Consider the following 25,922-nt stretch of genomic DNA (forward strand, 5'->3'; position numbering starts at 1 on the left):
GTACTTATCGAATTAGGCCAGAACCAAAATCACTACCACCATGAATGCAATTGTCAAGTTTAAGCATCTGTACTTATGTATAACGATGTTGGCGGCTTCCCGGCATTATGCCGCTGCGCAGGCCCCCGCTGTTATAAAGGGCATCATCACCGATGAAAAAGGCGCTGTCATTCCCGGCGCAAGTATCTTCAATAAAAACAGTAAGGAAACGGCCATCTCGGCGGGTGATGGCGGTTATTCCATCAAAGCCGCGGGCGGCGACAGTATCATCATCCAGATGATTGGATACGAACGTACCGGCTTCCTCACCAGAACGCAACGCCTCATGAACATAAGGCTGCAGTCGCGTTCAGAAACACTCAGAGATGTAGTGGTAACCGCCCTCGGTATCCGGAGAGAAGAACGGGAGCTGGGCTACGCATTTTCCGAAGTAAAAGGAGATGATATCAACAAAGCAAAGGAAACCAACGTGATCAACTCACTCGCAGGAAAAGTGCCGGGCCTGATCATCAACAGTACGGCCGGAGGCCCCTCCGGTTCTTCAAGGGTTATCATCCGCGGAAATACCAGTATTACCGGCAACAACCAGCCACTGTATGTTATCGACGGCATCCCGATGGATAATTCCAACTACGGCCAGGTAGGCGATACCAAGTTCGCGGAAGGTGTGGATATGGGCGATGCCATCTCCGCTATTAACCCGGATGATATCGATAAAATCAGCGTACTGAAAGGCCCGTCTGCCGCTGCATTATATGGTAGCAGCGCGGCCAACGGCGTAATCCTTATCACTACCAAAAAAGGCGCGAAGTCGAAGGAATTGGGCGTGGAACTGAACAGCACCGCTACCATTGAAAACCAGCTTACAAAAGTAGATGGCAACCAATACCTGTATGGACAGGGCCGTTCCGGGCAATTGCCGCAGGATCAGTCGCAGGCGCAAAGCACTATGTTCACCAATTTCGGACCCCGGTTGGATCCCAGTCTGAATGCCATCGGATTCGACGGCGTAACCAGGCCCTATGCCCTCGCAAAAGATAATTTCGGGAGCTTTTTCAGAACAGGATCTTCCCTGAATAATACACTGTCGCTCACCAACGCAACGGACCGGTCCAACTTCCGCTTCTCTGTTTCAGACCTGCGGTATAAAGACATCCTGCCGAACAGTGATATCCGCCGCAATAATTTTACATTCAGTGGCCGGTCTAAATTCGGCAGCAAACTCGATGTGGATGTAAGGGCCACCTATCTGAACGAAAGGGTTAACAACAGGGCCGGACTGGGAGATGCGCCCACCAACATCGGCCAGAACTTTAACGGCCTGGCCAATAACATTGATCAATCTGTTTTTTCCGATACCTATAAATCCGACAAGGGTGAATACGTGGAATGGGGTGGCGGCGCCTACCGCCTGAATCCTTACTGGATCCTTTATGAAATGTCGAACGTTACGCTGAAAGACAGGCTCACCGGTGCTTTCAACGCTACCTATACGGTTAACAGCTGGCTGAGTTTCCTGGCAAGGGCTTCCACCGATATCACCTTCCTGGACTACCGGAAATACAGTCCGCGTACAACACCGCTGGCGCTTTCGGGCATGATGAATGTACTGGATCAGAAGTACTCCACTACCCAGGCCGATTTCATGGCTACCCTTACCAAAAAAATTACACCCGATCTTAACTTCTCTGCACGCCTCGGCGCCAGCCTTAACCAGCGTATCAGGAAAGGCACTACCGCTACCTATTCCAATATGACGGTAACAGATGTTATCAGCATCAACAGCTACCAGGATAAAAGTATCGAAGAAAATAACAGCCGCAGGGAAATAAGATCCGTCTATGGATTGTTCACCTTCGGCTATAAAAATTACCTGTACCTCGATGCTACGGTGAGAACCGATGCTTCGTCTACCTTACCCGAAAACAACAACGTATATACCTATCCATCCGTATCTGCCAGTTTCATTTTTACCGACGCGTTTAAAATGAAGAGCGATGTATTGTCGTTCGGTAAGCTGAGGGCTTCCTGGGCAGAAGTAGGTAACGACACTGATCCTTACATGCTGGATGTGTATTACAGTCTTTACCCGCTGGCATTTAACGGTGTGCAACCGGCTAACCTGGCCACCAAAATATTACCGAACATTAACCTGAAACCCACCAGGACCCGCTCATTTGAAGCCGGTACCAATCTGAAATTCTTTAACGGCCGTCTCAATTTTGATGCAACGTATTATACCTCCCGCTCCAGGGACCAGATCAATATTGTACCGGCGCCTATCTCTTCCGGGTATCCGAAACAGATCATCAACGCGGGTATGATCACCAATAAAGGAATAGAATTGTTATTGTCCGGTACACCTGTATCTAAAAAGGATTTCTCCTGGGATCTCACATTGAATTTTGCACGCAACATCAATAATGTAGAATCACTGGCAGATGATGTACCGTTTATTGCTTTATCAGAAGCAAGATGGCTTGGCCTGCTGGTAGCCGCTATGCCCGGTCAGAAATACGGCGCTATCCTCGGATATGACTACCAGAGAGATCCGGACGGAAACATTATCCTTAATCCATCTTCACTAAATCCGATACCTACACCCGACAGAAAAGTATTGGGCAAAGGCGTGTTCGACTGGACCGGTGGTGTGATGAGCCGTTTTACCTATAAGAATTTCAGTCTCAATGCCGCATTCGACATCAAATACGGCGCTGATATTTTCTCTATGACAGACCTGTTCTCCGTAGTAAGAGGCAGCAGCGTGAAAACATTACCGGGGCGCGAGGAATGGATCCTTTCAGAGCAGGAAAGGCTCGCCGCCAAAAAAACTCCCGGCGAATGGCAGGCAGCCGGAAATGTAAAAGGATACGTACCTGAAGGCGTAGTACAAACCGGCACCGATGCAGGCGGCAAACCGGTATACACAAAAAATACACGGGCAGTAGATCCCTCTGTTTACTGGGGTGGTTTTTATTCCGATGGTAATGGTATCGCGGTGCCGTTTATTTACAAGGCTACCTATGTAAAGGTGCGGGAAATCACGCTGACGTACAGGTTGCCGGGCGCCTTCAACAGGAAGTTAGCGATCAAAGATGCGGCAGTTGGTTTGGTAGCGAGGAATCCTTTTATCATCTATAAAGATATCCCCAACGTGGATCCGGATTCCAATTATAATAACGGTAACGGCCAGGGACTGGAATATGGCTCACTTCCATCAAGACGGGGCTGGGGAATTAACCTGAATGTCAAGTTCTAAATGATCACAACATGACAGACATGAACACTAAAAGCAACCATTCAATGAGATATATACTACTGGCGCTGTTGCTGCTGATATCCGCCTGCAGCAAATTCGGCGATCTGAATACAGATCCCACCAAGTCCAGCAAAATAAACCCCGAGAACCAGTTGATCTTTGCACAACTATGGTTTTCCGGAGATCTCTCTACGCAGGAACGTACCAACAGCATTGTGCTGATGCCGATGATGCAACAGTTGGGCGCCGCTTATTATGCGCGGGTAGGAGGCATGTATATCAAAGACATTACGCGTATGTGGGTAATGTGGGAAAACAGTTATCAGAATGATGTGGTGAATATAGTAGATGCTGTAGAACGCACCAACGGCGTAGCATCAAAAACCAACCTGAATGCCATCTGCCGGATCATGAAAGTATATACTTTTGCCAGGTTAACGGATCTGTATGGAGATATACCCTATTCCCAGGCCGGCAGCGCTTTTTACACCCAGGTGAAGCGTCCTGTGTATGATCAGCAGCAGGACATCTACAATAATTTTCTTGAAGAACTGAAAGCTGCATCCGCGCAACTGGACCCTGCGAAAGATAAAGTCTCCAATGAAATTTTTTACAAGGGGGATATTGCCGCCTGGAAAAAATTTGCCAATTCCCTCCGGATCAGGCTGGCCCTGCGCCTGGTGAAACGTGATGCAGAAAAGGCAAAGAAGGAAATACAGGAAGCCTTTAATGCAGATGGCGGCGTTATGATCAGCAATGCGGATAACTGCATGACGAAGCACATGGACATCCAGAATAATTATTCCGACCTGCGTGGCAACTCCGTGTCGGCCGCCATCAACCAGCAAAGCGCCATGCCGAAGCTGGTTACCACTTTCCTGGATCAGCTGAAAAATACCAACGACCCACGTATCAACTACATACCACGCTGTTATAAACAGAATGTGCCGCTGAAACCTTTTGAAAGGGAAGATATTACCGCGCAGGTAAGAGCCAGCGTGCTGGGGCTGGTGGGATCCAAACCTGGTAAGTATGTGTATGAAGACTGGGTTGGTCCGGTTACAGTTAAACTCGCCAATGGCGCCAATTATAACGCAGTGAACGGTGATTTGAAATGTGAGATGAATACTTGTTTTATGCGCAATAACGCTCCCTTCCTGCATTTGACCTATGCAGAAGTGGAGTTGTTATTGGCAGATGCGTCTGTACGCCTGGGGCTCACACTGGGTGCAGATGCGGCTACGCATTATCAGAAGGGGGTAGAGGCAGCCATGAAACAGCTGAGCCTTTACCCCGGTGGGCCGGTGATCCCCGATGCGGAAATAGCTGATTTCTTAACCAACAATCCGCTGCAGCCGGGAACGGAATTAAAGCAGATCAATAACCAGTTGTGGATCGCTTTAATGCTGAACGGGCCGGAACTGTTTGCCAACTGGCGCAGGAGCGGGTATCCTGAACTGGTGGCTACGCCCAACAATGAATCCAGCTCCCTGACTATACCACGCCGGTTCCAGTATCCATTGTCCGAAAAAGAGCAGAACAAAGTGAATGTGCAGGCTGCCATTGACCGGATAGGGGAAGATGACTGGCTGAAAAGAGTATGGTGGGACAAAGAATAAACATCCAAACACAGGAATAAAAATATTAACTGATGAAACGATCCATTTATTTATTGCTGGCGGTTTTTATGGGATGCTGCCTGATAATAGCAGGATGTAAAAAAGATGAAGCAGATGAACAGGCCGATGGAAGGCCGTTTACACCGCGTGTATTCAATGAAGTGGCCCTGTTCCCGGAAAGCCCGGACAGTGTAAGGGTGTTGATGATGGGGGAGAAGCTACCCTTTACCGGTATGCAATATTCTCCCGGAGGCAAAGTGGCTATTTCGTGGAAAGTAAACGACAAAGAAGTGTCTACTGCAGATACCTTTGCATTTACCGCCACAACCGGCGGCGCTTTCCGTATCCGGCTGGAGGTGTCTTATGAAGGTAAAACCACCAGTCGCTACCGCGATGTTTTTGTAGTGCCTGACACGTATCAGAAAAAGACGGCTGCCGGTGTTGTGCTGGCATACCTGAATGATACAGCCGGCTATAAGTATATCGACTGGAACACGATCACGCACCTGGCGTACAAAGTAGGTACTATCACAGCTGCCGGCGTGATGGACATATCAAAAGGAGAGCCTTACCGCAAGGCCGAAGAGCTGACAGGCAGGGCGCACATCAACGGCGTGCCGGTGTTGCTGAGTGTAAGCGGCACGTTGTCGGGCGATGGATGGAGCGTGAGCCAGAGTAATAATTTTGGCGCCGTGATCACTGATGCGGCAAAAAGAGCGGCGCTGGTAAAGGCCATTGCAGGTTATATTGCCGCGAAGAAAATGGATGGTGTGGATATCATGATGACGGATATCAACGCATCTTCTGCTATTATTAATGCTAACATTGCAGCAACGGGTTTGTTATTGAACGAGCTGCGGGCGGCACTTGGCGCAGGCGCTATTATTTCAGTAACAGTGCCCACCAATCAATATCATGATCGTTATCCTGATCTCTCCGCCGCCACCTGGCTAAACGTGCATGCCTTCGAAGACGGCATGCATGTAGGGCCGGGTAAGGTTCCGGGCCAGCCTTCGGGATATGATTATTTTGTGGCCGGCGCGCAGCTGTGGAAAGCAAAGTACCCCGCTTCAAAACTGGTGCTTGGCATACCGGCGTTCGGACTGCGATATAACCAGCTGGATGCAGACGGGAACAACCTGAGCTGGTCGTCTTATAACTATATTCCCTACAAGGATATCCTGGCAGCAGTGCCTACTGCGTCTGATAAGGAATACGCGGCGATTTCCAAAGGGGTATACTTTAATGGCTTACCACTGGTAACGCAGAAAGCCACTTATCTTAAACAGAATGGTTTCCTCGGTGCTTATATCTGGACGGGCGATTATGATGTAAAAGGCGCCAATTCTTTAACCGGCACTATATTCAACGCATTGAAATAAAACAAGCAGTACTATGATGGCAAAGCGTGTATTAACAGTGGTGTTTATATTGGCCATGTATCTTTCCGTAAATGGTCAGGCGGATACTTTCCGCGTGAAAGGTTTTCATCTCGACCTGCGCATACAGGTGATGAAGATGCCGGCGTTGAAAGCCTTTGCGCGGCAGTTAAGTGAACATGGCATCAACACACTGGTGATGGAATGGGAGGCCACCTATCCTTATCAGCAACACGCCGTTATTTCCAACCGGTACGCCTACACGCGAACGGAGGTTATTGATTTTGTAAAGTACTGCAACGGGTTGGGTATTGATGTGATCCCTCTCCAGCAAAGCTTTGGCCATGTTGAATATATTCTCCGCCACTGGCGCTACCGGGAACTCCGGGAAGACCAGAAAGATTATTCTCAGGTGAACCCAACCAAAGAGGCAGCCTGCAAGGTACTATTTAGTGAGCTGTATAAGGATCTCATCTCCACACATACCTCCCGGTATATTCATATTGGAGGCGATGAAACTTATCTGCTTGGTCATTCGGAAGCCTCCAGACAAAAAGTAGCAAAAGTGGGCAAAGGACGTTTGTATGGAGATTACATAAAAATGTTGTGTGAAGAAGTAGTAAGGTTGGGCAAGATACCGGTAGTGTGGGCAGATATTGCATTGAAATATCCCGACGCGTTACAGGGCTTACCAAAGCAAACTGTTTTTATAGACTGGAACTATGGATGGGACCTTAACCGTTTTGGAGATCATGAAAAGCTTATGCAGAGCGGGTTTGAAATATGGGGTTCCCCGGCTATCCGGAGTGGGCCTGATAATTATTTCCTGGCCGACTGGGAGAAACATTTTAATAATATCCGTGACTTTATTCCGCAGGCGAGGAAGTTGGGTTACCGTGGTATGATCATGACCTCGTGGTCTACCTCCGGAATATATTCGCCGGTGTTTGAGTCGGCCACCGATATTACGGACCTGTATGCGATTCGCCGGGTATATCCCATTACGGGGTTTGATATGCTGATAGCGGCGTATTTTGAAAGTTTGCGTACCACAGCTCCGCTGGAAGTAGAAAAATTCATTGCACGCTACTGCAAAGATCAATACGGCTTTAATGAAACGCAGGCCCTGTCATTTTGGAATGCCCTGAAGAAAACGCCTTATGAAGTATCACAGGGAGCGGTGGTGAAGCCGGGCGTTTCGCTTGCCGCATTGCTGGATAGCGCCCGGGAAACAGCCAGGGTGCTATATTCCCTGCAACCCTCCGCTAACAAAGCCAGCTTCGGTCACTTCCTGTTAATGAGTGATATCCGGGTTTATTACCTGTCTTGTTTAATGATAGAAGCCAGGATGAATGATGTTGCCTACACCCGCGATCAGGCTGCGGGCCTGTTGCAACAGCTCAATGATCTGAAGCCGGAGGAGCTGAACAAACGTTTCTCTCTTATGAACAGGGACGTATTGTTTCCTGCTGAGATTGAAACAGAAAATACCTTACGTAATGAAAGATGGAATCAGTTAAGAACTAAGCTGGAGGCTAACAAATGACACATATGAACATGCAGGGAGTATTGTACAAACGAAGGGAAGATACCATCCCCATTATGATCATCGGTTTGATGTTTTTTATTTTTGGGATGGTCACCTGGATCAATGCGATCCTGATCCCTTATTTTAAGATAGGCTGTGAACTCAATAATTTTCAATCCTACCTGGTGGCATTTGCTTTTTATATTGCTTACCTGGTGATGTCGTTGCCGGCCGGCTACCTGTTGAAGAAAACAGGTTTCCGCAAGGGAATGATGATCGGTTTCTGGATCATGGCATCCGGTACATTGCTCTTTGTACCCGCGGGTATTACGAGGGCTTACCCACTTTTCCTGGCGGGGCTTTTCACGATCGGTTTGGGCCTTGCTATCCTTCAAACCGCCGCCAATCCATATATCACTATACTCGGCGACAAGGAGCGGGCCGCGCAGCGGTTCAGCATTATGGGTATCTGCAACAAAGCAGCCGGCATACTGGCGCCGCTTTTATTTGCAGTGGCTATTATCCGGCCGGGCGATCAAACGCTTTTCAGGGAGCTTCCCGCCATGCAGGGACCGGAAAAGGAATTGATACTGGATCAGCTGATCCAACGGGTGGTGGTACCTTATGCAGTGGTATCTGTTGTTTTATTTTTGTTGGGATTATTGATAAGATTTTCTCCTTTGCCGGAAATTGATACCGATGCGGAACCCACGGCTGCGGCGGTTCCGCAGGAGCGCCCGAAAAGCATCCTGGAATTTCCGCACCTGGTGTTAGGCGCGGTAGCCATTTTCTTTCACGTAGGCTCACAGGTGATTGCGGTGGACAGTATCATCAACTACGCTTCCAGTATGGGGATGCCATTTCTCGAAGCAAAGATATTTCCGTCGTATACTTTAGCGGCCACTATCACGGGTTATATACTGGGTATTTTATTGATACCGCGGTTCCTTTCGCAACTGACGGCACTGCGTATCTGTACGGTACTGGGTCTTTTGTTCAGCTGCATGATTCCCTTTGTACAGGGGAAGATGCTGCTGCTGGGACATTATACTGATGTTTCTGTATGGTGTATCGTACTCCTGGGATTCGCCAACTCCATGATATGGGCGGGGATATGGCCGCTGGCGCTCGACCACCTCGGACGCTTTATAAAAACAGGCGCTTCTTTACTGGTGATGGGATTATGCGGCAATGCCATTTTGCCGCTCCTGTATGGCTATTGGGCCGATAAGTATGGATTGCGCATTGCCTACCTGGTACTATTGCCCTGTTATGGCTACCTGATCTTTTACGCATTTTATGCATTTGGCCTGAGAAGCTGGAACCGGAAAACCATAAATGAATAATGAAATATCTGAAGATATATAACGGAACGGTGCTTACGCCGCAACGCACGATTAGCGGTGGTTGCGTGATCATTGCAGATGGCGTCATCGCAGAGGTGAGCGATAAAAACATAGCAATACCCGGCGCAACAGAGATCGATGCCCGCGGAAAATACATTGCGCCCGGCTTTATAGATATGCATGTGCATGGTGGCGGTGGACACGACTTTATGGATAATACAATCGAAGCTTTCCTGCAGATTGCGATTACGCATGCGCGTTATGGCACCACGGCCATGATGCCCACCACCCTGAGCTGCGATAAGCAGGATTTGCTGGATACCCTGGCTATTTATGAACAGGCACACAAACTGAATGATAAAGGCGCCGCATTTGCAGGGTTGCATATTGAAGGGCCATATTTTTCCATGCAGCAGAAAGGCGCGCAGGACCCGCGGTATATCCGCCATCCGGACCCTGCTGAGTACATGGATATACTTTCCCGCTCGCCGGCCATCAAAAGATGGAGCGCTGCGCCTGAGCTGCCCGGCGCATTGGAATTCGGAAGATATTTAACCAACAGGAATATCCTGGCAGCATTGGCGCATACCGATGCCATTTATGAAGAAGTGATAAAAGGCTATGAAGCAGGTTTTACACATGCTACGCATTTTTACTCCTGTATGTCCGGTGTTTCGCGGCGTAATGCGTACCGCTATGCCGGAGTCATTGAAAGCGCTTACCTGATCGACGGCATGACCGTAGAGATCATTGCTGATGGTATTCATTTGCCTGCCCCGTTGCTGAAGCTGGTATATAAAATTAAAGGCCCCGAACGTACCGCCCTGATCACCGATGCCATGCGGGCTGCGGCCATGCCGGAAGGACCATCGGTATTAGGCAGCCTTAAAGATGGTTTGAATGTGCTGGTGGAAGATGGTGTAGCCAAATTGCCCGACCGCAGCGCTTTTGCAGGAAGCGTAGCTACTGCCGACCGGTTAGTACGGAACATGATAGAATTGGCAGAGATACCCCTGCGTGATGCGGTAAGGATGATGAGTGAAATGCCCGCATCTATTCTTCATATACAGGACAGGAAAGGAACACTGGTAAAAGGCAAAGATGCGGATCTCGTCATCTTCGACGACGGGATAAACATTGACACCACCATCGTGAACGGAAACATTGTGTACATGTCGAAAGAATCTTTCTCCGGTTATCTTATCTAAATAAAACAAACATGATAAAGGAATTTAAAGCAGGGAAATTAACCACGAAGATTTATCCGGACCGGCAGGAAATGGGCAGGGCAGCTGCAGCAATGGCGGCAACCACCCTCCGGTATTTATTGGGAAATAAAAAAGAAGTGAATATCATTTTTGCAGCCGCCCCTTCCCAGAACGAGTTCCTGGAAGCACTGCTACACGAGAACGGCATTGAGTGGAACCGCGTAAATGCTTTTCACATGGATGAATACATTGGCCTGCCGGCAGATGCACCACAGGGATTTGGCAACTTTTTGAAGCACCGGATCTTTGACGCGTTACCTTTTCATTCCATCCACTATATCGATGGCAGTGGAACGGAAACAGCCTGTGAAAAATATGCCGCGCTGCTGCAAACACATCCTGCAGATATAGTATGTATGGGAATAGGAGAGAATGGTCACCTTGCTTTCAATGACCCGCCGGTGGCGGATTTTAAAGATCCGCAAAGCGTGAAAATAGTAACGCTGGATGAAGTGTGCCGGCAGCAACAGGTAAACGACGGTTGCTTCACCACGTTGGAAGAAGTGCCCACACATGCCGTTACATTGACCATCCCCACATTGCTGGCAGCGCCGTATATTTTTTGTGTAGTGCCCGGTCCGCGAAAAGCAGCAGCCGTATACGATACTATTCACCAGGATATACAGGAACAATATCCGGCTACTATCCTGCGAAATCACCCCGGCGCCATACTTTTCCTGGATGAGGAAAGTAGTGCCCGGCTAAGTCATCAAAAGGTATCATGATGCGGAAACTGGAGGTGCCCTTTATTCCGTTGTATGGTAAACCCGCGCCTGCTGAAGTGAGCAGGCTGCTGGACAGGCTACAGGTGATCCCGATCAGTTGTAACCCCTGGCCTCAGTATGCGCATGCAGTGGAGGCAGCGTTTTCCATTGCCCATAGTGAAGATGCCATCCTGCTCAAATATTACGTAAAGGAAAGTCATTTGCTGGCGGCGGCTTCTACCAACGGGGATATTCATAAAGACAGCTGCGTGGAATTTTTTGTAGCCTGCGACGATGGCGGCAACTATTATAACCTGGAGTTTAACTGCATCGGCTGGTGTAAAGCCGGGTTTGGATCCAGCCGTGAAAACAGGGCTCCGCTGCCCGTTACGGCTACTGACCTGATCACCACCGCTACTCATATCATATCGGCAGTGGAGCATGGCAGGAGGTCATTTGTTTGGGAGTTAACGGTGATTATACCAGCGGTGGTATTTAGCTATCATAACATTACCACGCTCACCGCCATGAAGGTAAAAGGCAATTTTTATAAGTGCGGAGATGAAATGCCGGCGCCACATTTTTTAACCTGGAATGATGTAAAGGCCGCTATGCCCGATTTCCACCGGAGGGAAGATTTTGCTGACATCTGTTTTCTCTGATTATTCATTAACCTATAAAAAGTACAAAGTTATGAAAAGCATTTTTGTATGGCTGTTGGCAGCCATCCCTGTTTGTTTTGCAAATTGTACCTCCTCCAGGCCCGATGGCCCGGTTCAAACAAAAGCAAGTGTGCAGCACGGCAAAGCCAATACGGTTGCGGTGAACGGCATAAACCAAACCACCATCCAGTTTTCCGGCTACACCTGGATCGTAAAGGAGCCGGCCGGTCAGCAAGGGCCTCACAATAATTACTGGAGCGGTGATAACGTTTGGGTAGACAGCAACGGGCGGTTACACCTGGTGCTTAAAAAGCATAATGATACCGGCCGGTGGGAATGTGCAGAAGTAAGAAGTACCCAGTTGTTCGGATATGGCACCTACCAATGGAAGATCGAAGGAGCCGTAAATGCGCTGGATAAAAATATTGTATTCGGGCTTTTTAATTATTCCGGGAACAGCCGTTTCGATGAAATGGATATTGAGTTTTCAAGATGGGGGTATCCCAACGCGCCGATACTGAACTATACGGTTTGGCCGGCTACCGGTGATACCGGCATCAGCAACGTAACCTATGCAAAGGATTTTGTGCTGAACGGAACCTATACCACACACCGGTTCCGGCGCGATGCCACCTCCATTCACTTTCAGAGTTTGCACGGCTTCCAGAATGGTAACCTGAACCAGTTTGAAACGAAAACCTGGACTACGCCCACCTCTATCAGTACCTTACAAATGCCCATACACATGAACCTCTGGCTTTTTAATGCACCGCCTTCTAATGGCAACGCCGTAGAAATCATTATACATGAATTCAAATTTACCCCCTTATCTTAATTAAGTATGAAATCTGTACCGGAAAGATACCCTGCGTTGGATGTGCTGAGAGGCATGACAGTTGCTTTCATGATAGTGGTGAATACGCCCGGCAACTGGAATGCGATTTATGCACCTTTTAAGCACTCCGACTGGCACGGATTTACGGTGACCGACCTGGTGTTTCCTTCCTTCCTGTTTGTGGTAGGAAACGCGCTTAGTTTCAGTATGAGGAAGATGAAAAGTTTTGCTCATACTGAATTTATGGGGAAGGTATTCAAACGTACAGCCATCATTTTTGTAATTGGCTTATTGCTCGGTATGTTCCCTTTTGTTCAGTACGAACAGGGTCATTATATGTGGAAGCCTCTGGCTGACATACGGATCTGGGGCGTTTTACAGCGTATTGCGGTTTGTTACTGCATCGCAGCTTTTATGATCCGTTATTGCAATAGCCGGACGCTTGTTAGTATGTGCGTATTGATATTATTGTTGTATTGGTATGTGCTGTATTGTTTTGGTGTACCGCCCGGCCCTTACAGCCTGGAAGGCAATGTGGTTGGCAGATTGGACGCGCTTTATTTATCGCCCGGACATATGTATAAACATTATGGCTTTCCGTTTGATCCGCTGGGGCTATTGAGCACATTTCCTGCTGTTGTTAATGTGGTGGCAGGGTTTCTTACGGGGAGTTTTGTGCAGAAGAATGGAGGTGTACTGAAATTGTTTGCTGCCGGCATATTGCTGGTGGCAGCCGGCGCGTTGTGGAACAGGTGGCTGCCTATCAATAAACCGCTCTGGACCAGCTCCTATGTTATTTATGCCACCGGTTTTGATTTGCTGATCCTCGCCGCATTGATTACCATCATAGATGTATGGTTATTCCGGAAATGGACTTACTTCTTTGAAGTATTCGGTAAAAATCCCTTGTTCATCTACATTGTTGCGTGGGTAGTGATTGTACTGATGGGGATGATACGCATAAACGGAGGATCGGTGAAGGGGATTATTTACAGGGATGCTTTTAGCAGTTGGTTATCTGACAAAAATGCTTCCCTGTTGTTTGCTATTGCTTATATGCTGATGATGTGGCTGGTTGGGTATGTGATGGACAGGCGGAAGATATATGTGAAAGTGTAATTTAAATAATGGCCCACGTATGTCCGGCTAAAACAGGGAGGCTGATGAACCTCAGGGATGCTTCGCGGATGCCTCGGACTTGCGTATGTCATGGATAGCCCATGCACTATCAATACTGTTCCCATGCACTCCTCATGCACTCCCCATGCACTGTTAATGCACTCCCCATGCACTATCTCCCCCCTGGAGGCCCGCATGGGTCCGCTAAGATAGGGAGATGCGGTTCTAATAGTATATTTTCATTTTATTTAATATAATTCTTCAGATATCCGCTTTGGGCCAAAAAAGCCTTATAATCCTTAATGTCAAGAATTTCCCTGACAGCCTGCTTTTTATCTGCGGCCTTCATGAAATATTGTTGTGTGATCTTATAACCCATCCAGTAACCCAGGTCATTAGGCCGGTTGTCTTTCCGGGAAACATCGTATAGCCAGTCGATATAGTTTGTACTGTCAATTCTTGTTACAAATTCCCGGCATAGTTTGTCCTCGTTTTTATTCCCATAGTCTATTGCGGTTTTATTGGTGGTTGCCCCGGATATCAGTTCTCCTAAAAAATCCGCACTGCCTTCAACAATGCTCTGCTGCAATAAAGTTGGATTTTCCATCCAGTTCTTTTGCTGAAAATGAATCAGCTCATGCGCCACAATAAACGGGATGTTGCTGATATCAGTTTGTTTTTCGGCGCCAATAAACAAACCCTCCTCATTGAATGTTCCACCTGAATTGTAAGCGCCAATCACAAAATAAACAGGCGGATACTGTGCCGGCGGGTACCAGTATTTTAAAGCGTAGAACGCGCTTCTGCATTGTTTTTCCTTTTCTTTCATCTGCAAAGTTGTGGTCCTCACTTTTTCATAGTCGCTGCTGCGCTTCCTGACCACCTTATACAAATTTTCGGCGTTTTTAATCCTGTCCGGAATAAATCCTTTCACCCCCGCACTGCCAATGTCGATGTAGGCACTGCCAAACGGGTTAACGGTGGTATCTTTTTTAAAAAGATCAAAAGCTTTCCAGAAATTATCTATGTCTTTGGTAAGAAAAACAGCGCTGTCGGGGTTATTTGAAAAAGCTGTCTGGGAATAGGTAACGGTGCCGGTAAGCGCAACCAGTAATAACGTCAGGCAATATTTAAGCATAGCAGCAGGTAATTGAAAGGGCTTCATAATAATGTAAAGTAATTTTTTTGAAGCAAATTTTAACAGGAATGTACGGGTTGAAATAAATAATTAATAAGAAACCTTCTGGCTACGGGAGAGTTGTCATCTGGCAAAATTTTTAGCGGAAAATTCTTTTTTTAACAGGCTTTTCGTATAATTATGCAGCGCACCGGTAACCCGGTTAACCCAATTTCAGGAAACCATATCAAAAGAACGGGCTTATGGAACTTCATGCTTTTGTGCCACCAGCGGATGGTAAAGATCACTTTCAGATAAACGATTTTATTTTTGAGATGGATGATACGCAGTCCGGACAGGATTTCGATTATTCCGGCGCTTTACTTATCACTATTGTTGCCCGCACCAGCGATGTGGAAAGGGCTGTAAAGGCGGAGCTGCTGGACGACTACCAGCCCACCGGGGAAGTGAAAATAGTGATTCCCGCCCTGGGGATTTATAAAAGCGATGCACCGGAAGGAGTGATTCACTTTAAGGAAGATAAACATGAGGAGCCCTATCTTTCTATGAACCGTGAACGGTTTCATTATACGCTAAAATTTTTTGGAGATGTTGTTTTTAAAGATGGCTGGGTAGCGTTGCTGGGGCAGCTGAAACCTTCCTGGAGTGATCAGCCGGTTTTTTCGGTTACTATTTACAGGAAGATAAATACCGCACAATTAAGCTGGGAACGATATTGCTTTACTGCTGTGGAAGAAGCAGCAGCCGCCCCGGTAGAATGGGTGAAAAAACTGGTGCTTATCAATCCCACATTCGACCGGCTGCCGAATGAATTTTATCGCCTGAAAGCATTGCGGCACGTGGAGATCGCCGCTAAATGGCCGGTGAAGAAGCTACCCTTGGAACGGCTGGATGATAAGCTGCTTCATCTCCAGGAACTGGAGCATCTTGTGATTGTTGATTCAAGCCTGTGCCGTATTCCTGAATATATGAGCAAGCTCACAAAGCTCAAACATTGCTCGTTTGCCGGCGGCGATTTGTCGCGTGTGCCCGCCCACCTCATGGATATGCCGCACCTGGAATATCTTAACCTGAACGGCAACCAGCTCAGCGAAATTTCAGTGTTTGAATTGCCGGAGCTTAAATACCTGCACCTGGCGAAGAACCAATTAAGAACTTTGCCCGAAAACCTGCTGGCTCTGCCAAAAATTGTGAAGATCAACGCCGCCAATAACCCGTTTTCATTCCTGCCCGCCGCTTATTCAGCTTTTGCCGGGCTGGATCTGGATATGAATAATAAACAGCAGTTGCTTGATAATACCTACAAAGATGCAGATGGCAATGGACCGGTTAAGTGGAACGATGAACTGTTTTTTGCGCAACAGGACGAAACGTTAATCAGGCCCGTCGACGAAATTCTCATGGAAGAAGGGTTACTGCCACACGGTGAAGCCTTACGTGCGCTTGTAAAACGGACGATCGGGTTTAATCATTCCGGAGAGGAAGACTACACCGCTACCGGTAATCACCGGTTTGGCGGCATGCCCGACCTGCCTGAGAATATTGACTATCCTGATTATTACGACGATTATAACAAGCAGCATTATAAGTATGAATTTATAGCCCAGGTTAATTGCGAAGCACTGGCGCCGTTGCAGGAATATTTACCGGCAACGGGAACGCTTTTCTTTTTCCTGGAAACTATCCATAACATCGGCGCCCGCGACGGGCATTTGCCTTGTAAAGTGTTGTATGTGGCCGATAACTCCACCCTGCAATCGGGCAAAAGGTTTTCCTTCCCGGAGGAGGACTTTTATGAACTGGAGAACGGACAATACACGCCCTATAAAGCAAATGCCGTTGTTAAAAATTCGGTGCCGGGGTTTTACTCCTGGCATTCCAACCAGTACATTTTCCGGGAGGTTTCAAAACCTTTACTGCAGGAAGAAGCACTACTCGATAGCCTGTACGAAGTTTTTGAAGAACCGGTTAATTTCCTGCAGGAAAGTGATTATGAAATCAACAACTATGGTTTCACCCAGCATCAATCCCCGGAGTTGCAGGCGGCGCTGGCCTGCAAAGGAAACCCTGAAGACTGGACCATCCTGCTTACTGTAAAATCCCGCGGGGATTTTTCGTGGGGAGATGCCGGTGACTTGTTTTTTGTTATACATAAAAGCGACCTGGCGAAAAAGGATTTCCGCAAGGTGTTTATAACGATAGAGAGCAGCTAAGTTTCACAGATTACATAATGAAAGTTATATTGTTATGAGAAGAAAATTAATTTTGTTCTGGCAGCGTTATGGTCCTCCTATAGAAGTAGCGGGACTTATACTTTTAATTATCGGGAGCACCTATATGAAAAACTCCGTTACTTTTAAAAGTATCGCTGTTGCTTTCTGGATTGTGTGTATGGTGATTTATATAATAGCGGAACCAACCTACCGGACCTTCCGGTTCTGGCTTTTCCTGATACTTGGTTTAACCCTGGCCACCAGCCAGGTACTTCAGTTGATAGGTACCTTTAATTAATTATCCGGGGGGAGATAGATAACCGCACATAGCAGTCGCTTTCTTTTAAACAGGTTGCCGCGGGCATGAAATTCCTTTTTGATGCGTACTTTCGAAGTTTAATAAAGCTCCCGGTTTACAAAGTTATGGATGCAGGAATATTTATAACCAGCACATCGCTGCTGGATGATACCTTTTTTGAAGATGCGACCCTTTTCATTACTGAATATAATGAAAAGGGAGCGATGGGGTTTGTGGTGAATAAGGAGTTTCCCCGTAAGTTTAATGAATTGGAAGAGTTCAGATATAGTCCGCCGTTTCCGCTGTATGATGGCGGCCCTGTGGACCGGGAACATCTTTATTTTGTACACCGGCGCCCTGATCTGATAGCAGGAGGTGTCCCGGTAGCGGATAACATCTATATGGGAGGTGACTTTAAGGCCGCGGTGATGCATATGAATAATGGAACAATATTGGAACAGGACATCCGGTTATTCATCGGGTATTGTGGCTGGAACACGCATGAACTCGAAGAGGAAATAGCAGAGGGCAGTTGGGAGATATGGGAGGAAGGCAGGCTGTTTTAATGGCTGACAGGTGAATTTTTAAAAAAGAAGTTATTTTGCAGGTTGATTTTGCGAAGTAAAATTGATAAATAGTATTAATATGTCTACAGGTGAAAATGTAAATGCCAGCTTAGGCGGAGATCCGTATGAAAATTTTCGTTCATTGTTGCAGCAATCAATAGTATTCCCTACTGAATATACTTTTAAGTTTATTATTAAGGCGGACGAGGATAAGATAGCAGAATTGAAGTCGATGTTTGCGGATGTAAGCGCAAGAATTACAGAAACCAGTTCTTCCGGGGGGAAATATAAATCCTTTACGGTGCAGGTACCTGTTCAGGATGAGGAAGAGGTGATCTCGTACTATAAAGAGGTGTCAAAAATTGATTCGGTGATTATGCTGTAGGAACGGTTGCTATGCAAAAAATTATGCATGAATTGTTATAATATTGACATTTTTCGATATGTTGCATCGTGATTAAACCCAATTGCCTATATTCGGGAACTTATATATAATTTTAATTTGAAATTTATGAAGCAAACAGTACCTGCCTTTGCCCTGCTGCTTACACTTGCAGCATGTGGCGGTGCTTCGACTGATCAGGCGAAGACCGAAGAAAAGAAAGAAGCAGCTGTGACCGCCGGCGCAGCTTATACAATTGACACTGCCACTACAACTGTACAATGGCGTGCTACTCACAAAGGTGGATTTGCCCCCCGCTTTGGTACTATCAAAGTTGCAGATGGTAGTCTCAACGTTGAAAACGGAGCGGTTACCGGTGGTAGCTTTGATGTAAACCTGACTACCCTGTTGGCAGATCCGGCTTCTGTTACTGAACCGGATAAAAAGGCTTCCGATCTGGAAGGGCACCTGAAAAGCCCCGACTTTTTTGATGTAGCCAAATATCCATCAGCTAAATTTGTTATCACATCTGTAGCTCCTTTCGACAGCACCAAGCAGAAAAGCCTGCTTCCAGGCGCTACCAATCTTATTAGCGGCAACCTGACCCTGAAAGACAGCACCCTGAACATTACTTTCCCTGCACAAATCACTGTTGGCGAAAAGGACGTTACTGCTAATGCAAAATTCGTGATCGACAGATCTTCATGGGGTATCAACTACAAAACAGAAGGTAGCCCTGAAAACTGGATGATCAGTAAAGATGTTGAAATTGGTTTCAGCCTGAAAGCAGCAAAGAAATAAATTCTTTACTACGGCTTAAAGGCCTGATATATCAATATCAAAATAAAGCAGCCTGGCACGATCATGTGCCAGGCTGCTTTATTTTAGGTAGTTGCTACCAAAAACTCTTCTCCGTACTGACGAAGGATGTGGCGCTTTACCGGATCAGAAATTATAAATAGTTATCTGCTATCATTACACTTCGCTCTTATCTCTTCCAGATATTTCCTGATATTTTTTTCCAATTCCGCCGGGTAACTATATCCCAGCTTTTCAGACAGTTCAACGCCCAGGAGATGCACCAGGTCAGCGTAAGCAAACAGGGCATTCCAATTTTCCCCGATGTCACTTCCCGAAAATGTGGATTCGATTTTTTCCCACAAACCGGAGGGCAGGTATTTTTTGAACAGCCTGCCGTGTTTGTTGGTAGTGATATCCCAGTTGTGGCGACTGGCGATATACCACTCTATCATGGGAACTAAATAATCCGTTCTTATCATATTTTCGGTCATAAATTTGGCATAGAAAATTTCATCACGGGCGAGGCATTTAGCCACGTAGGTCATGTCCCACCAACAATCATTCATCACCTGGTTGAACTTTTGCACTGCAGGTTTTTTAATGATGACAGATTGGTAAGTGGGCGCTTTTAGTTGTTGAGTAAGATGGTGCTTGTCAACAAGAACTTTGTAACCCACGTCCCAATCCTCCGGTAAGGTGTCACTATGGATCTCTTTTATAAACTCAGATTTTTTATATAGCTTGAAATCTACTTTTACATAATCATCATACAGCACCATTTTCATAGCGTGTTTATTGTCAAATACGGTTTCATCTTCTTCAACCATTGAAACAGGTGTTCCAAAGGTATGCGTCCATTCATTGTTCAGCTGATAGGGTTCCATGTTTTCAAAAACCAGTTCAATATCAAGGTCGCTGAAGTCGTCGACCGGGGCCAGTGGGTTTACCAGGGAGCTGGTGAGGAGCATTACGCTGACATCTTTATTATCTTTAGCCCAATCAATAATTTGCTGTAGTTTTTCGTCTCTTACCTTCATCGGATGAAATTAGCTTTAGTACTAAAGATAATGCATTTTTAAACTTATTGGGGACAGCCCATAGCCTTATCCCGGTTGAGTATTACAGGTTTTACGATGTACGGTTTTTATGAGTGAAGATATAAACCCCGGCGCCTGTTAGTAGTAGTACCAGGCATAACAGGTATCCCGCCTGGATTATTAAACGGTGGACAGGCAACGCTGGTGCGTGGTATTGAAAAACCGGGAAGTTTTTATAATCTGCCGGCGTAAGGTGTTTCTCGGGGATATGAAAACCGTAGAGGAATGTTTTCCATTTTTGCTGATAGATATCAGACTGCCGGGAGAAATCCTGGTATGCTGTTAACTGGGTGCCGGCTAAGCTGTTGAGCCATTGTTGTACCAGGGAAGACGGGTTCCGGTCGGAAAGCGTTTCAAAATGAAGATTGCGTTGCTTTATCTTTTCCTGGAAGGGAGTAAGCACCCTGTTCATCCGTTTTTCCAGCAGATCGTAATAGCCGGCTATGTACCGTGTACTGAGCGGCAGCGTATCCCTGGCAGGGTTGATGCTGGCGGCGTACTGCGGATTATACCGGTTGAAGCTGTCGGCTAACACCCGGGCCGGCGTATTCCATATTTCTTCTCCCTGGTGGCGGCGATATGCGGCAATTTCATCTTTCATCGGCAGGGGATGTTTTTTTTGCACATAGGTATTGATGAGCGACGGCAGGATAATGAGTACTAACATCCAGCAACTCACCAGGTATAAACCCGTGCGGGTACCGCTGAACCGGAAGGCGAGCACAACATAGGTGACCGTGATCCAGAACAGGAGATATAACAGGGTGGCAGAACACCATAGCAGCATTGTGATGAAGGAAGGAAATGATTGTTTATAAGCCAGGATAAATCCCAGTGCGTTAACGGTGAGCAGGAGCGTAGCCAGCACCAGCAAGCGGAAAAGCAGCTTTAGTGCAATGATGCGGTGAATGCTGCCCGCATGGATCATGAGCATGGTTAATGTGCCGGTTTCTTTCTCGGAAGCATACAGGTTATAACAATATACCAGGACGAGCAGCGGCAGTAAATAGATGATCACGAATGCAAGATCGAAGTTACCTGCGAACAGCATCACCGGGTTGCTGACAGGTATATTGTTTGCTTCCTCAAAGCTTTTGGTGTACCTGATTTGCTGGTACCAGGGCTGGATATCGGTGAGGCCCAGTGAAAGGGCCGCCAGCGGGGCCGGCAAATTAACGGCATTTTGCGGCAGCCAGTAATTGACCATAACTGCCAGCCCCGCATTTTTCGCAGTTGCTTTGCCCTTATCAGTGAGGGTATCTGAAAACCGCTGTAGCGCAGTCACATAGTCGCGGTGGTATCCTTCCCTGATACTATCAGCCTGGATAAACCGGCTTTCAATAGTGCGATTGGAGGAGCGGATGGATAGTAAGCTGATCAACATAAACAGCAACAGGCTTACCAGCATCCATCGTTGCCGCAGTAATTGTTGCCATTCAAACAGGAAAATAGTTTTTAACAGCATCATAGCTTTATTTTAATAAGTTGTTTTGCAGTCAGGTTTATAAGTATCATCACCAACACACACCAGGCGCTCAGGGCAAGCCATGCCAGGTGATGCCAGGCAACGGCGCTTTTCGCCGGAGGAGGATTATAGGTGAAGTCTTTCATTCTCTTGAAAAAATCCGGCCCTGCTTTATAATCATAGGTAAGATATTGCGCCCCGCTGTTGGCCAGGTCCATATTCAGTATGCGGATGAACTCATCCCGGTACTTTTTCGCCTGGTGATGAAAGGAGCGGTGATGATAATAATCAGATCCGGAAAGTCCCATCGACACCTGCTGGATAGCGATGAACGGAGATCCCAGCCCGGCTTTTTCCAACTGCTCCTGCTGCAGTTCGATGATCTCTTCTACTTCACCGTTGTAGTGTTCATATACTTTGGTGTTGTAGTCTTCTCCATATTGCATGGAGAGGCCATCAAAGTTGACCGGCAACTGCTTCACAGAATCCACCCCGTATTTTTTCAGCGTGCTGTCGAGGTAGCGCTGGTGGCGTTGTATGCTGGTGCCATCGCCATTCATGCCTTTGCTGTATCCCTGCGATATCCGTTTGTTTAATTCATAGCGGGAGGGTAGCGGATGTCCTTCATCGATCAGGCGTGCCGTTAGCCTGGGCGCCAGTACCGACAGCAGGAACCATATGCCGATGCAGGCCACCATGGCGGCGCCGGAGCTACGGCTCCACGCCGATACCAGTGTTCCTATGCTGGTGAATACGAAAAAGTAAACCAGGTAGGCCATGGCAAACAGGCCGTAACGAACGGGGATATCCGGCTGACTGCCTTGTTGAAATACGGGTAAGCCCAATAGTATAAAGGCCGGGACAACAATCGTAAGAACGATCGCGTAGTTGCCGGCAATTTTCCCCCAGATAAGTTGCTTCGGCTGTATGCCCTGCATTAACAATAAGGGCAGGGTGTTGCCTTCCCGTTCACGGGTAATGGTACTGTAGGTGATGAGCAGGATGAGTAGAGGCATCAGCAGCTGTAAAACCATCGACACAGATAATTCCCCGAAGCGCAGCTGACTGTCGGTAGTCTGTGCTTCCGCCTGGTTTACCTCATGCTGAACATGCGCTTCCACCCGGTAGGTAACACCGAGGTAGCGGTTAAGTCCATAGTCATATATGCTGAGAAAGGTGTTGGGCTTAAACAGGTACGTGCCGAAATGAGCGGCTGAATGGGGATTGGCTTGTTGCTCTTCCCATTCATGACGGAACATGGCGGCGGCCCTGTTTTTTTGCAGCGCTGTCTGCTGCCCGCGCTCCCACCCGGTATACGCGGCAGCCGCCAGTAAAATCCAGGCGATCATCGCCAGCAGCAGCACGATCCTGTCTCTGTAAATCATCACATACTCATGAGCTGCAATAGTAAATAGCGGTGAGCGTTTTTTCATAGGGAGATGTTTTACCTGAATGAGCAATTCAATGATACCAGCAGATTTCTTGGTGCGCCGGGTGTATAGGAGTTGACAACTCCGCTGGCAGCATACCGTTTGTTAGCCAGGTTATTACCATTAACCTGGAGGCTGTATTGTTTATACCGGTACCCAATGAGGGCATTGAAAATAGTATAGGCAGGCATTTCCAGCACATCTGTACTGGTTTCTTTTTTATTACTGAAATAACGGGCATCCACATACTGGAAACCTGCACCTATGAAAAGTCCTTTCAGCGCGTTGGTAGTAAAAGTGTATTTAGCCCAGCCATTGGCTGAATTTTCGGGAGAGTTGGCAAAGAGCTGACCGATATCTTCCGGCTTTACACTTTTTGTAATTTTTGTTTTGTTGTAGTTGTAATTGACATTGAGGAAGAGATTGCCCAGTAACGTACCTTTTGCGCCTATCTCAATTCCCCGGCTCTGTACCTGCCCGATAGCCTCTCTCCAATAGGGCAGATCAGGTTTGGGAACCGACTGCAACACATTCTTCCGGTCGCTCTGGTAAATTGATATAAAAGGCTGAAACGTGTTTTGGAAGAATTCTCCCTTAGCGCCGAATTCATATTGCCTGGAGGTTTCAGGGGCAAAGGGTCCACCGTTTTCAACGTTATTGCTATAGTGGGGCGAAAAGCCTTCGTTATAATCCAGGTAAATGGAAACGGTGCTTACAGGCTGGTAAACAACTCCCAGTCGCGGTGAAAAGTTTTCCGTGCGTAAGGGGCGTTCATCATTCTGAACGGTACCATCCGGCTTATCAGCAAAATAGCGCCGGAAGTAGTTGTTATATCTCAGGCCGGCCAGTATTTTCCATTTGGAAGTAATTTCAACCTGGTCCTGCACATAGGCGCCGAATGTATTATAGGTGAATTTTTCTGTTCTTGATTTACCATAGAAGGTCATTCCTGTAGTATCGTAGCGGCTTTCCTGTTCTGTGTCGAATACCGGTAACCGTGTGGCGGCATACTGCAGGATGCCGTTGGGATAATTGTTGCGCGACAGCATGGCATCGCCACCGATGGTAACCTGGTGGATGATCTTCCAGGTTTTAACTTTTACGTTCGTGTAAATATTAACGGTGGTTTGTGGAGAATTGATCTGTTGCCAGCTATAGGAACGGCTCACGGTATTGTCGGTGGGCCGTACAAATCCGGAAGCGGTATATTGATTACGGTCGGCCCTGGATTCGCTGTAAGCTGCCAGCAGTCCGATTTTCCAGTTGCCGGAAATACGATGTTCCATCACGGATTGCAGCTGGTAATTATTGCCTTTATAACGGCTGTCGTAGCCCGGGTTAAAATCATAAGGCACCAGGAAGATGCTGTCTTTATCCTTGCTTTTGTAAATGGGAACGCGGGGCTGATAATTATTGCTGGCGTCTTCATTTACATAGTTACCATTTATCTGCCAGCTGGTTTTGGGATTTACTTCCCATTTCAGCGAGCCATATACCTGGATGCTGCGGCGGTCAAAATGCCGGGTAAAGCTGCCTCCGTTTTGCCATCCGGCGCCGGCGAGAAAGTAGAGGTTTTTCTTTTTATTAATGCTGCCGGTGATATCGGCCTGCGCCCTGATAAGGTCAAAAGAGCCCGCGGCAACAGTGGCGTTTACCACCCGGTATTTCTTCGGTTGTTTAGTGACCATATTGATATTGCCACCCATTCCGCCTTGTCCGTATAGGATAGCGGACGGACCGTGTATCACTTCCACGCTTTCAATATTGCCGAGTAAGGGAAGCTGACCTTCCGGGTAGGGCGAGCCGGTTATGCCATTGGTGGTAACTCCGCCAATGCCGGAAGTGTAACCCCTGGAACTGAAGCTGCCGTAATAGTCGGTGGAAGTGAAGCCTGCCACATTCCGGAGCGCTTCATCCAGCTGGAAAAGCTGCTGATCGTTGATAGTAGTGCGGTCTACCGACTGGATATTTTGCGGAATATCTCTCAGCGGAGTGTTGGTTCTGGTGAGCGCGCTGGATTGAGCGGATGGCCGTTTACCTGCAATATGTACCTCTCTTAACGTGGAGGTGGCGATATCAAGTTCCAGGCGAAGAAATATTGTTTTATTATTTTCTACTGTTATGCGGCTGCTTTTGGCTTTATATCCAACGCCGCTTGCAATCAGCACATAATTGCCGGGTTGCATACCCGTGAAGAAAAAGTTCCCGTTATCATCCGTTTGCGTAGCTTTTGGCCAGCCTTCCATACTGATGGTAATGCCCGCCAGTACTTTCTGATCGGGGCCGGAGATATTTCCCTGGATTTTGCCATGCTGGGCATAAATTATATTTGAAGCTACGCAGAGTAGCAGTATAAAACAGAAGCGCTGAATCATTGTTTGTAATTAATAAAGGATAAATGGAGATATTAATGTGGCATAGGTGTGCAACCAAACGCGCGGGCGCCGGCGGCATACATTGAAGTAGTGGACTCAGTATCAGGGAGCAGCAGGAGGGCCTTTATTGGAGCAGGCAAAAGAGGGTATTTCGCAGGTAGCCACAGCGGGGAAGGCGTAACGATGCGTGGCCGGCGTAAGCACAGGGCCTGCATACATATCCTGCTGATTATAATAAACTGTATACTGATGATCGCATACTTTACATCCGGCAGGAATATATTTGCAGGCTTTAGTAATGCCCGGATCAAAAGATGTTGCTGCTGTTTTTATCGTTTCCGGATGCGAATGCCAGTAGTGAACAGGCATGGCAATAAACGCATATAGCGCCAGCAATATGCTGGCGACCCATGACCGATATTTCTGTGGCAGTATCAA

At 47.3% G+C, this 25,922-nt stretch carries 21 protein-coding genes; 15 read left to right on the forward strand and 6 right to left on the reverse strand.

The window, feature by feature from the left end; genetic code table 11:
• Window positions 1-40 precede the first annotated feature (40 nt).
• Genes V7S65_RS02530 through V7S65_RS02575 form a run of 10 tightly spaced genes read left to right on the forward strand, consistent with a single transcriptional unit; the run spans window position 41 to window position 13,719 of the window.
• Window positions 41-3,259 (forward strand): SusC/RagA family TonB-linked outer membrane protein, encoded by a 3,219-nt coding sequence (locus tag V7S65_RS02530; protein ID WP_336386318.1) that lies wholly within the window; start codon window positions 41-43, stop codon window positions 3,257-3,259.
• Window positions 3,260-3,303: 44 nt separating this feature from the next.
• Window positions 3,304-4,878 carry a SusD/RagB family nutrient-binding outer membrane lipoprotein gene (locus V7S65_RS02535; protein WP_336386317.1) on the forward strand — a complete coding sequence of 525 codons (1,575 nt, stop codon included), beginning with the start codon at window positions 3,304-3,306 and terminating at the stop codon, window positions 4,876-4,878.
• Window positions 4,879-4,910: 32 nt separating this feature from the next.
• Complete coding sequence (locus V7S65_RS02540) at window positions 4,911-6,260, forward strand: glycosyl hydrolase family 18 protein (protein ID WP_336386316.1); 1,350 nt, start codon at window positions 4,911-4,913, stop codon at window positions 6,258-6,260.
• Window positions 6,261-6,273: 13 nt separating this feature from the next.
• Window positions 6,274-7,803 (forward strand): beta-N-acetylhexosaminidase, encoded by a 1,530-nt coding sequence (locus V7S65_RS02545; RefSeq protein WP_336386315.1) that lies wholly within the window; start codon window positions 6,274-6,276, stop codon window positions 7,801-7,803.
• Window positions 7,804-7,808: 5 nt separating this feature from the next.
• Window positions 7,809-9,131: a sugar MFS transporter gene (locus V7S65_RS02550; RefSeq protein ID WP_336386314.1), complete on the forward strand. Its 1,323-nt coding sequence runs from the start codon at window positions 7,809-7,811 to the stop codon at window positions 9,129-9,131.
• Window positions 9,131-10,339 carry an N-acetylglucosamine-6-phosphate deacetylase gene (nagA, locus tag V7S65_RS02555; protein WP_336386313.1) on the forward strand — a complete coding sequence of 403 codons (1,209 nt, stop codon included), beginning with the start codon at window positions 9,131-9,133 and terminating at the stop codon, window positions 10,337-10,339. The genes V7S65_RS02550 and nagA overlap by 1 nt, the downstream gene beginning before the upstream one ends.
• An 11-nt stretch (window positions 10,340-10,350) precedes the next feature.
• Window positions 10,351-11,124 (forward strand): glucosamine-6-phosphate deaminase, encoded by a 774-nt coding sequence (locus V7S65_RS02560; protein ID WP_336386312.1) that lies wholly within the window; start codon window positions 10,351-10,353, stop codon window positions 11,122-11,124.
• Window positions 11,121-11,765, forward strand: coding sequence for a carbohydrate-binding family 9-like protein (locus V7S65_RS02565; protein WP_336386311.1), 645 nt, complete (start codon window positions 11,121-11,123; stop codon window positions 11,763-11,765). Before V7S65_RS02560 ends, V7S65_RS02565 begins: the two co-directional genes overlap by 4 nt.
• A 31-nt stretch (window positions 11,766-11,796) precedes the next feature.
• Window positions 11,797-12,600, forward strand: a complete 804-nt coding sequence (locus tag V7S65_RS02570; protein WP_079468370.1) for a glycoside hydrolase family 16 protein — start codon at window positions 11,797-11,799, stop codon at window positions 12,598-12,600.
• A 6-nt stretch (window positions 12,601-12,606) separates the two neighbouring features.
• On the forward strand, window positions 12,607-13,719 hold the full coding sequence (locus V7S65_RS02575; protein ID WP_336386310.1) for an acyltransferase family protein: 1,113 nt from the start codon (window positions 12,607-12,609) through the stop codon (window positions 13,717-13,719).
• Between the two features lie 244 nt (window positions 13,720-13,963).
• Here V7S65_RS02575 and V7S65_RS02580 read toward each other — a convergent pair whose 3' ends face one another.
• On the reverse strand, window positions 13,964-14,884 hold the full coding sequence (locus tag V7S65_RS02580) for a DUF2268 domain-containing putative Zn-dependent protease (RefSeq protein WP_336386309.1): 921 nt from the start codon (window positions 14,882-14,884) through the stop codon (window positions 13,964-13,966).
• A 215-nt stretch (window positions 14,885-15,099) separates the two neighbouring features.
• Between V7S65_RS02580 and V7S65_RS02585 the strand changes: the two genes are divergently transcribed.
• From V7S65_RS02585 to V7S65_RS02605, 5 genes are all read left to right on the forward strand, one after another.
• Window positions 15,100-17,070: a DUF1963 domain-containing protein gene (locus V7S65_RS02585; RefSeq protein ID WP_336386308.1), complete on the forward strand. Its 1,971-nt coding sequence runs from the start codon at window positions 15,100-15,102 to the stop codon at window positions 17,068-17,070.
• Between the two features lie 34 nt (window positions 17,071-17,104).
• A complete protein-coding gene (locus tag V7S65_RS02590; RefSeq protein WP_079468367.1) occupies window positions 17,105-17,368 on the forward strand; it encodes a hypothetical protein in 264 nt (87 codons plus the stop codon).
• A gap of 125 nt (window positions 17,369-17,493) precedes the next feature.
• Window positions 17,494-17,934, forward strand: coding sequence for a YqgE/AlgH family protein (locus V7S65_RS02595; protein ID WP_079468366.1), 441 nt, complete (start codon window positions 17,494-17,496; stop codon window positions 17,932-17,934).
• Between the two features lie 79 nt (window positions 17,935-18,013).
• Window positions 18,014-18,319, forward strand: a complete 306-nt coding sequence (locus tag V7S65_RS02600) for an HP0495 family protein (RefSeq protein ID WP_079468365.1) — start codon at window positions 18,014-18,016, stop codon at window positions 18,317-18,319.
• Window positions 18,320-18,445: 126 nt separating this feature from the next.
• A complete protein-coding gene (locus V7S65_RS02605; RefSeq protein ID WP_079468364.1) occupies window positions 18,446-19,117 on the forward strand; it encodes a YceI family protein in 672 nt (223 codons plus the stop codon).
• A 161-nt stretch (window positions 19,118-19,278) separates the two neighbouring features.
• Here the strand turns inward: V7S65_RS02605 and V7S65_RS02610 are convergent, their stop codons facing one another.
• The 5 genes from V7S65_RS02610 to V7S65_RS02630 form a co-directional block, all read right to left on the reverse strand.
• Complete coding sequence (locus V7S65_RS02610; protein WP_336386307.1) at window positions 19,279-20,154, reverse strand: AadS family aminoglycoside 6-adenylyltransferase; 876 nt, start codon at window positions 20,152-20,154, stop codon at window positions 19,279-19,281.
• A gap of 91 nt (window positions 20,155-20,245) precedes the next feature.
• Window positions 20,246-21,682, reverse strand: coding sequence for a DUF3526 domain-containing protein (locus tag V7S65_RS02615; protein WP_336386306.1), 1,437 nt, complete (start codon window positions 21,680-21,682; stop codon window positions 20,246-20,248).
• Window positions 21,679-23,112: a DUF3526 domain-containing protein gene (locus tag V7S65_RS02620; RefSeq protein ID WP_336386305.1), complete on the reverse strand. Its 1,434-nt coding sequence runs from the start codon at window positions 23,110-23,112 to the stop codon at window positions 21,679-21,681. Before V7S65_RS02620 ends, V7S65_RS02615 begins: the two co-directional genes overlap by 4 nt.
• Before the next feature lie 11 nt (window positions 23,113-23,123).
• Window positions 23,124-25,484: a TonB-dependent receptor gene (locus V7S65_RS02625; RefSeq protein ID WP_336386304.1), complete on the reverse strand. Its 2,361-nt coding sequence runs from the start codon at window positions 25,482-25,484 to the stop codon at window positions 23,124-23,126.
• Between the two features lie 102 nt (window positions 25,485-25,586).
• A complete protein-coding gene (locus V7S65_RS02630) occupies window positions 25,587-25,922 on the reverse strand; it encodes a hypothetical protein (RefSeq protein WP_336386303.1) in 336 nt (111 codons plus the stop codon).

Origin of the sequence: Chitinophaga sp. CCNWYY40 (assembly GCF_037483205.1) — a bacterium.
Taxonomy (GTDB): domain Bacteria; phylum Bacteroidota; class Bacteroidia; order Chitinophagales; family Chitinophagaceae; genus Chitinophaga; species Chitinophaga ginsengisegetis.

Coding starts and splice junctions, on each gene's coding strand:
- nagA (WP_336386313.1), top strand. CDS start 9,131: ATGAAATATCTGAAGATATATAACGGAACGGTGCTTACGCCGCAACGC.
- V7S65_RS02570 (WP_079468370.1), top strand. CDS start 11,797: ATGAAAAGCATTTTTGTATGGCTGTTGGCAGCCATCCCTGTTTGTTTT.
- V7S65_RS02575 (WP_336386310.1), top strand. CDS start 12,607: ATGAAATCTGTACCGGAAAGATACCCTGCGTTGGATGTGCTGAGAGGC.
- V7S65_RS02585 (WP_336386308.1), top strand. CDS start 15,100: ATGGAACTTCATGCTTTTGTGCCACCAGCGGATGGTAAAGATCACTTT.
- V7S65_RS02540 (WP_336386316.1), top strand. CDS start 4,911: ATGAAACGATCCATTTATTTATTGCTGGCGGTTTTTATGGGATGCTGC.
- V7S65_RS02545 (WP_336386315.1), top strand. CDS start 6,274: ATGATGGCAAAGCGTGTATTAACAGTGGTGTTTATATTGGCCATGTAT.
- V7S65_RS02565 (WP_336386311.1), top strand. CDS start 11,121: ATGATGCGGAAACTGGAGGTGCCCTTTATTCCGTTGTATGGTAAACCC.
- V7S65_RS02625 (WP_336386304.1), bottom strand. CDS start 25,484: ATGATTCAGCGCTTCTGTTTTATACTGCTACTCTGCGTAGCTTCAAAT.
- V7S65_RS02620 (WP_336386305.1), bottom strand. CDS start 23,112: ATGAAAAAACGCTCACCGCTATTTACTATTGCAGCTCATGAGTATGTG.
- V7S65_RS02535 (WP_336386317.1), top strand. CDS start 3,304: ATGAGATATATACTACTGGCGCTGTTGCTGCTGATATCCGCCTGCAGC.
- V7S65_RS02610 (WP_336386307.1), bottom strand. CDS start 20,154: ATGAAGGTAAGAGACGAAAAACTACAGCAAATTATTGATTGGGCTAAA.
- V7S65_RS02605 (WP_079468364.1), top strand. CDS start 18,446: ATGAAGCAAACAGTACCTGCCTTTGCCCTGCTGCTTACACTTGCAGCA.
- V7S65_RS02600 (WP_079468365.1), top strand. CDS start 18,014: ATGTCTACAGGTGAAAATGTAAATGCCAGCTTAGGCGGAGATCCGTAT.
- V7S65_RS02590 (WP_079468367.1), top strand. CDS start 17,105: ATGAGAAGAAAATTAATTTTGTTCTGGCAGCGTTATGGTCCTCCTATA.
- V7S65_RS02595 (WP_079468366.1), top strand. CDS start 17,494: ATGGATGCAGGAATATTTATAACCAGCACATCGCTGCTGGATGATACC.
- V7S65_RS02615 (WP_336386306.1), bottom strand. CDS start 21,682: ATGATGCTGTTAAAAACTATTTTCCTGTTTGAATGGCAACAATTACTG.
- V7S65_RS02580 (WP_336386309.1), bottom strand. CDS start 14,884: ATGAAGCCCTTTCAATTACCTGCTGCTATGCTTAAATATTGCCTGACG.
- V7S65_RS02550 (WP_336386314.1), top strand. CDS start 7,809: ATGAACATGCAGGGAGTATTGTACAAACGAAGGGAAGATACCATCCCC.
- V7S65_RS02530 (WP_336386318.1), top strand. CDS start 41: ATGAATGCAATTGTCAAGTTTAAGCATCTGTACTTATGTATAACGATG.
- V7S65_RS02560 (WP_336386312.1), top strand. CDS start 10,351: ATGATAAAGGAATTTAAAGCAGGGAAATTAACCACGAAGATTTATCCG.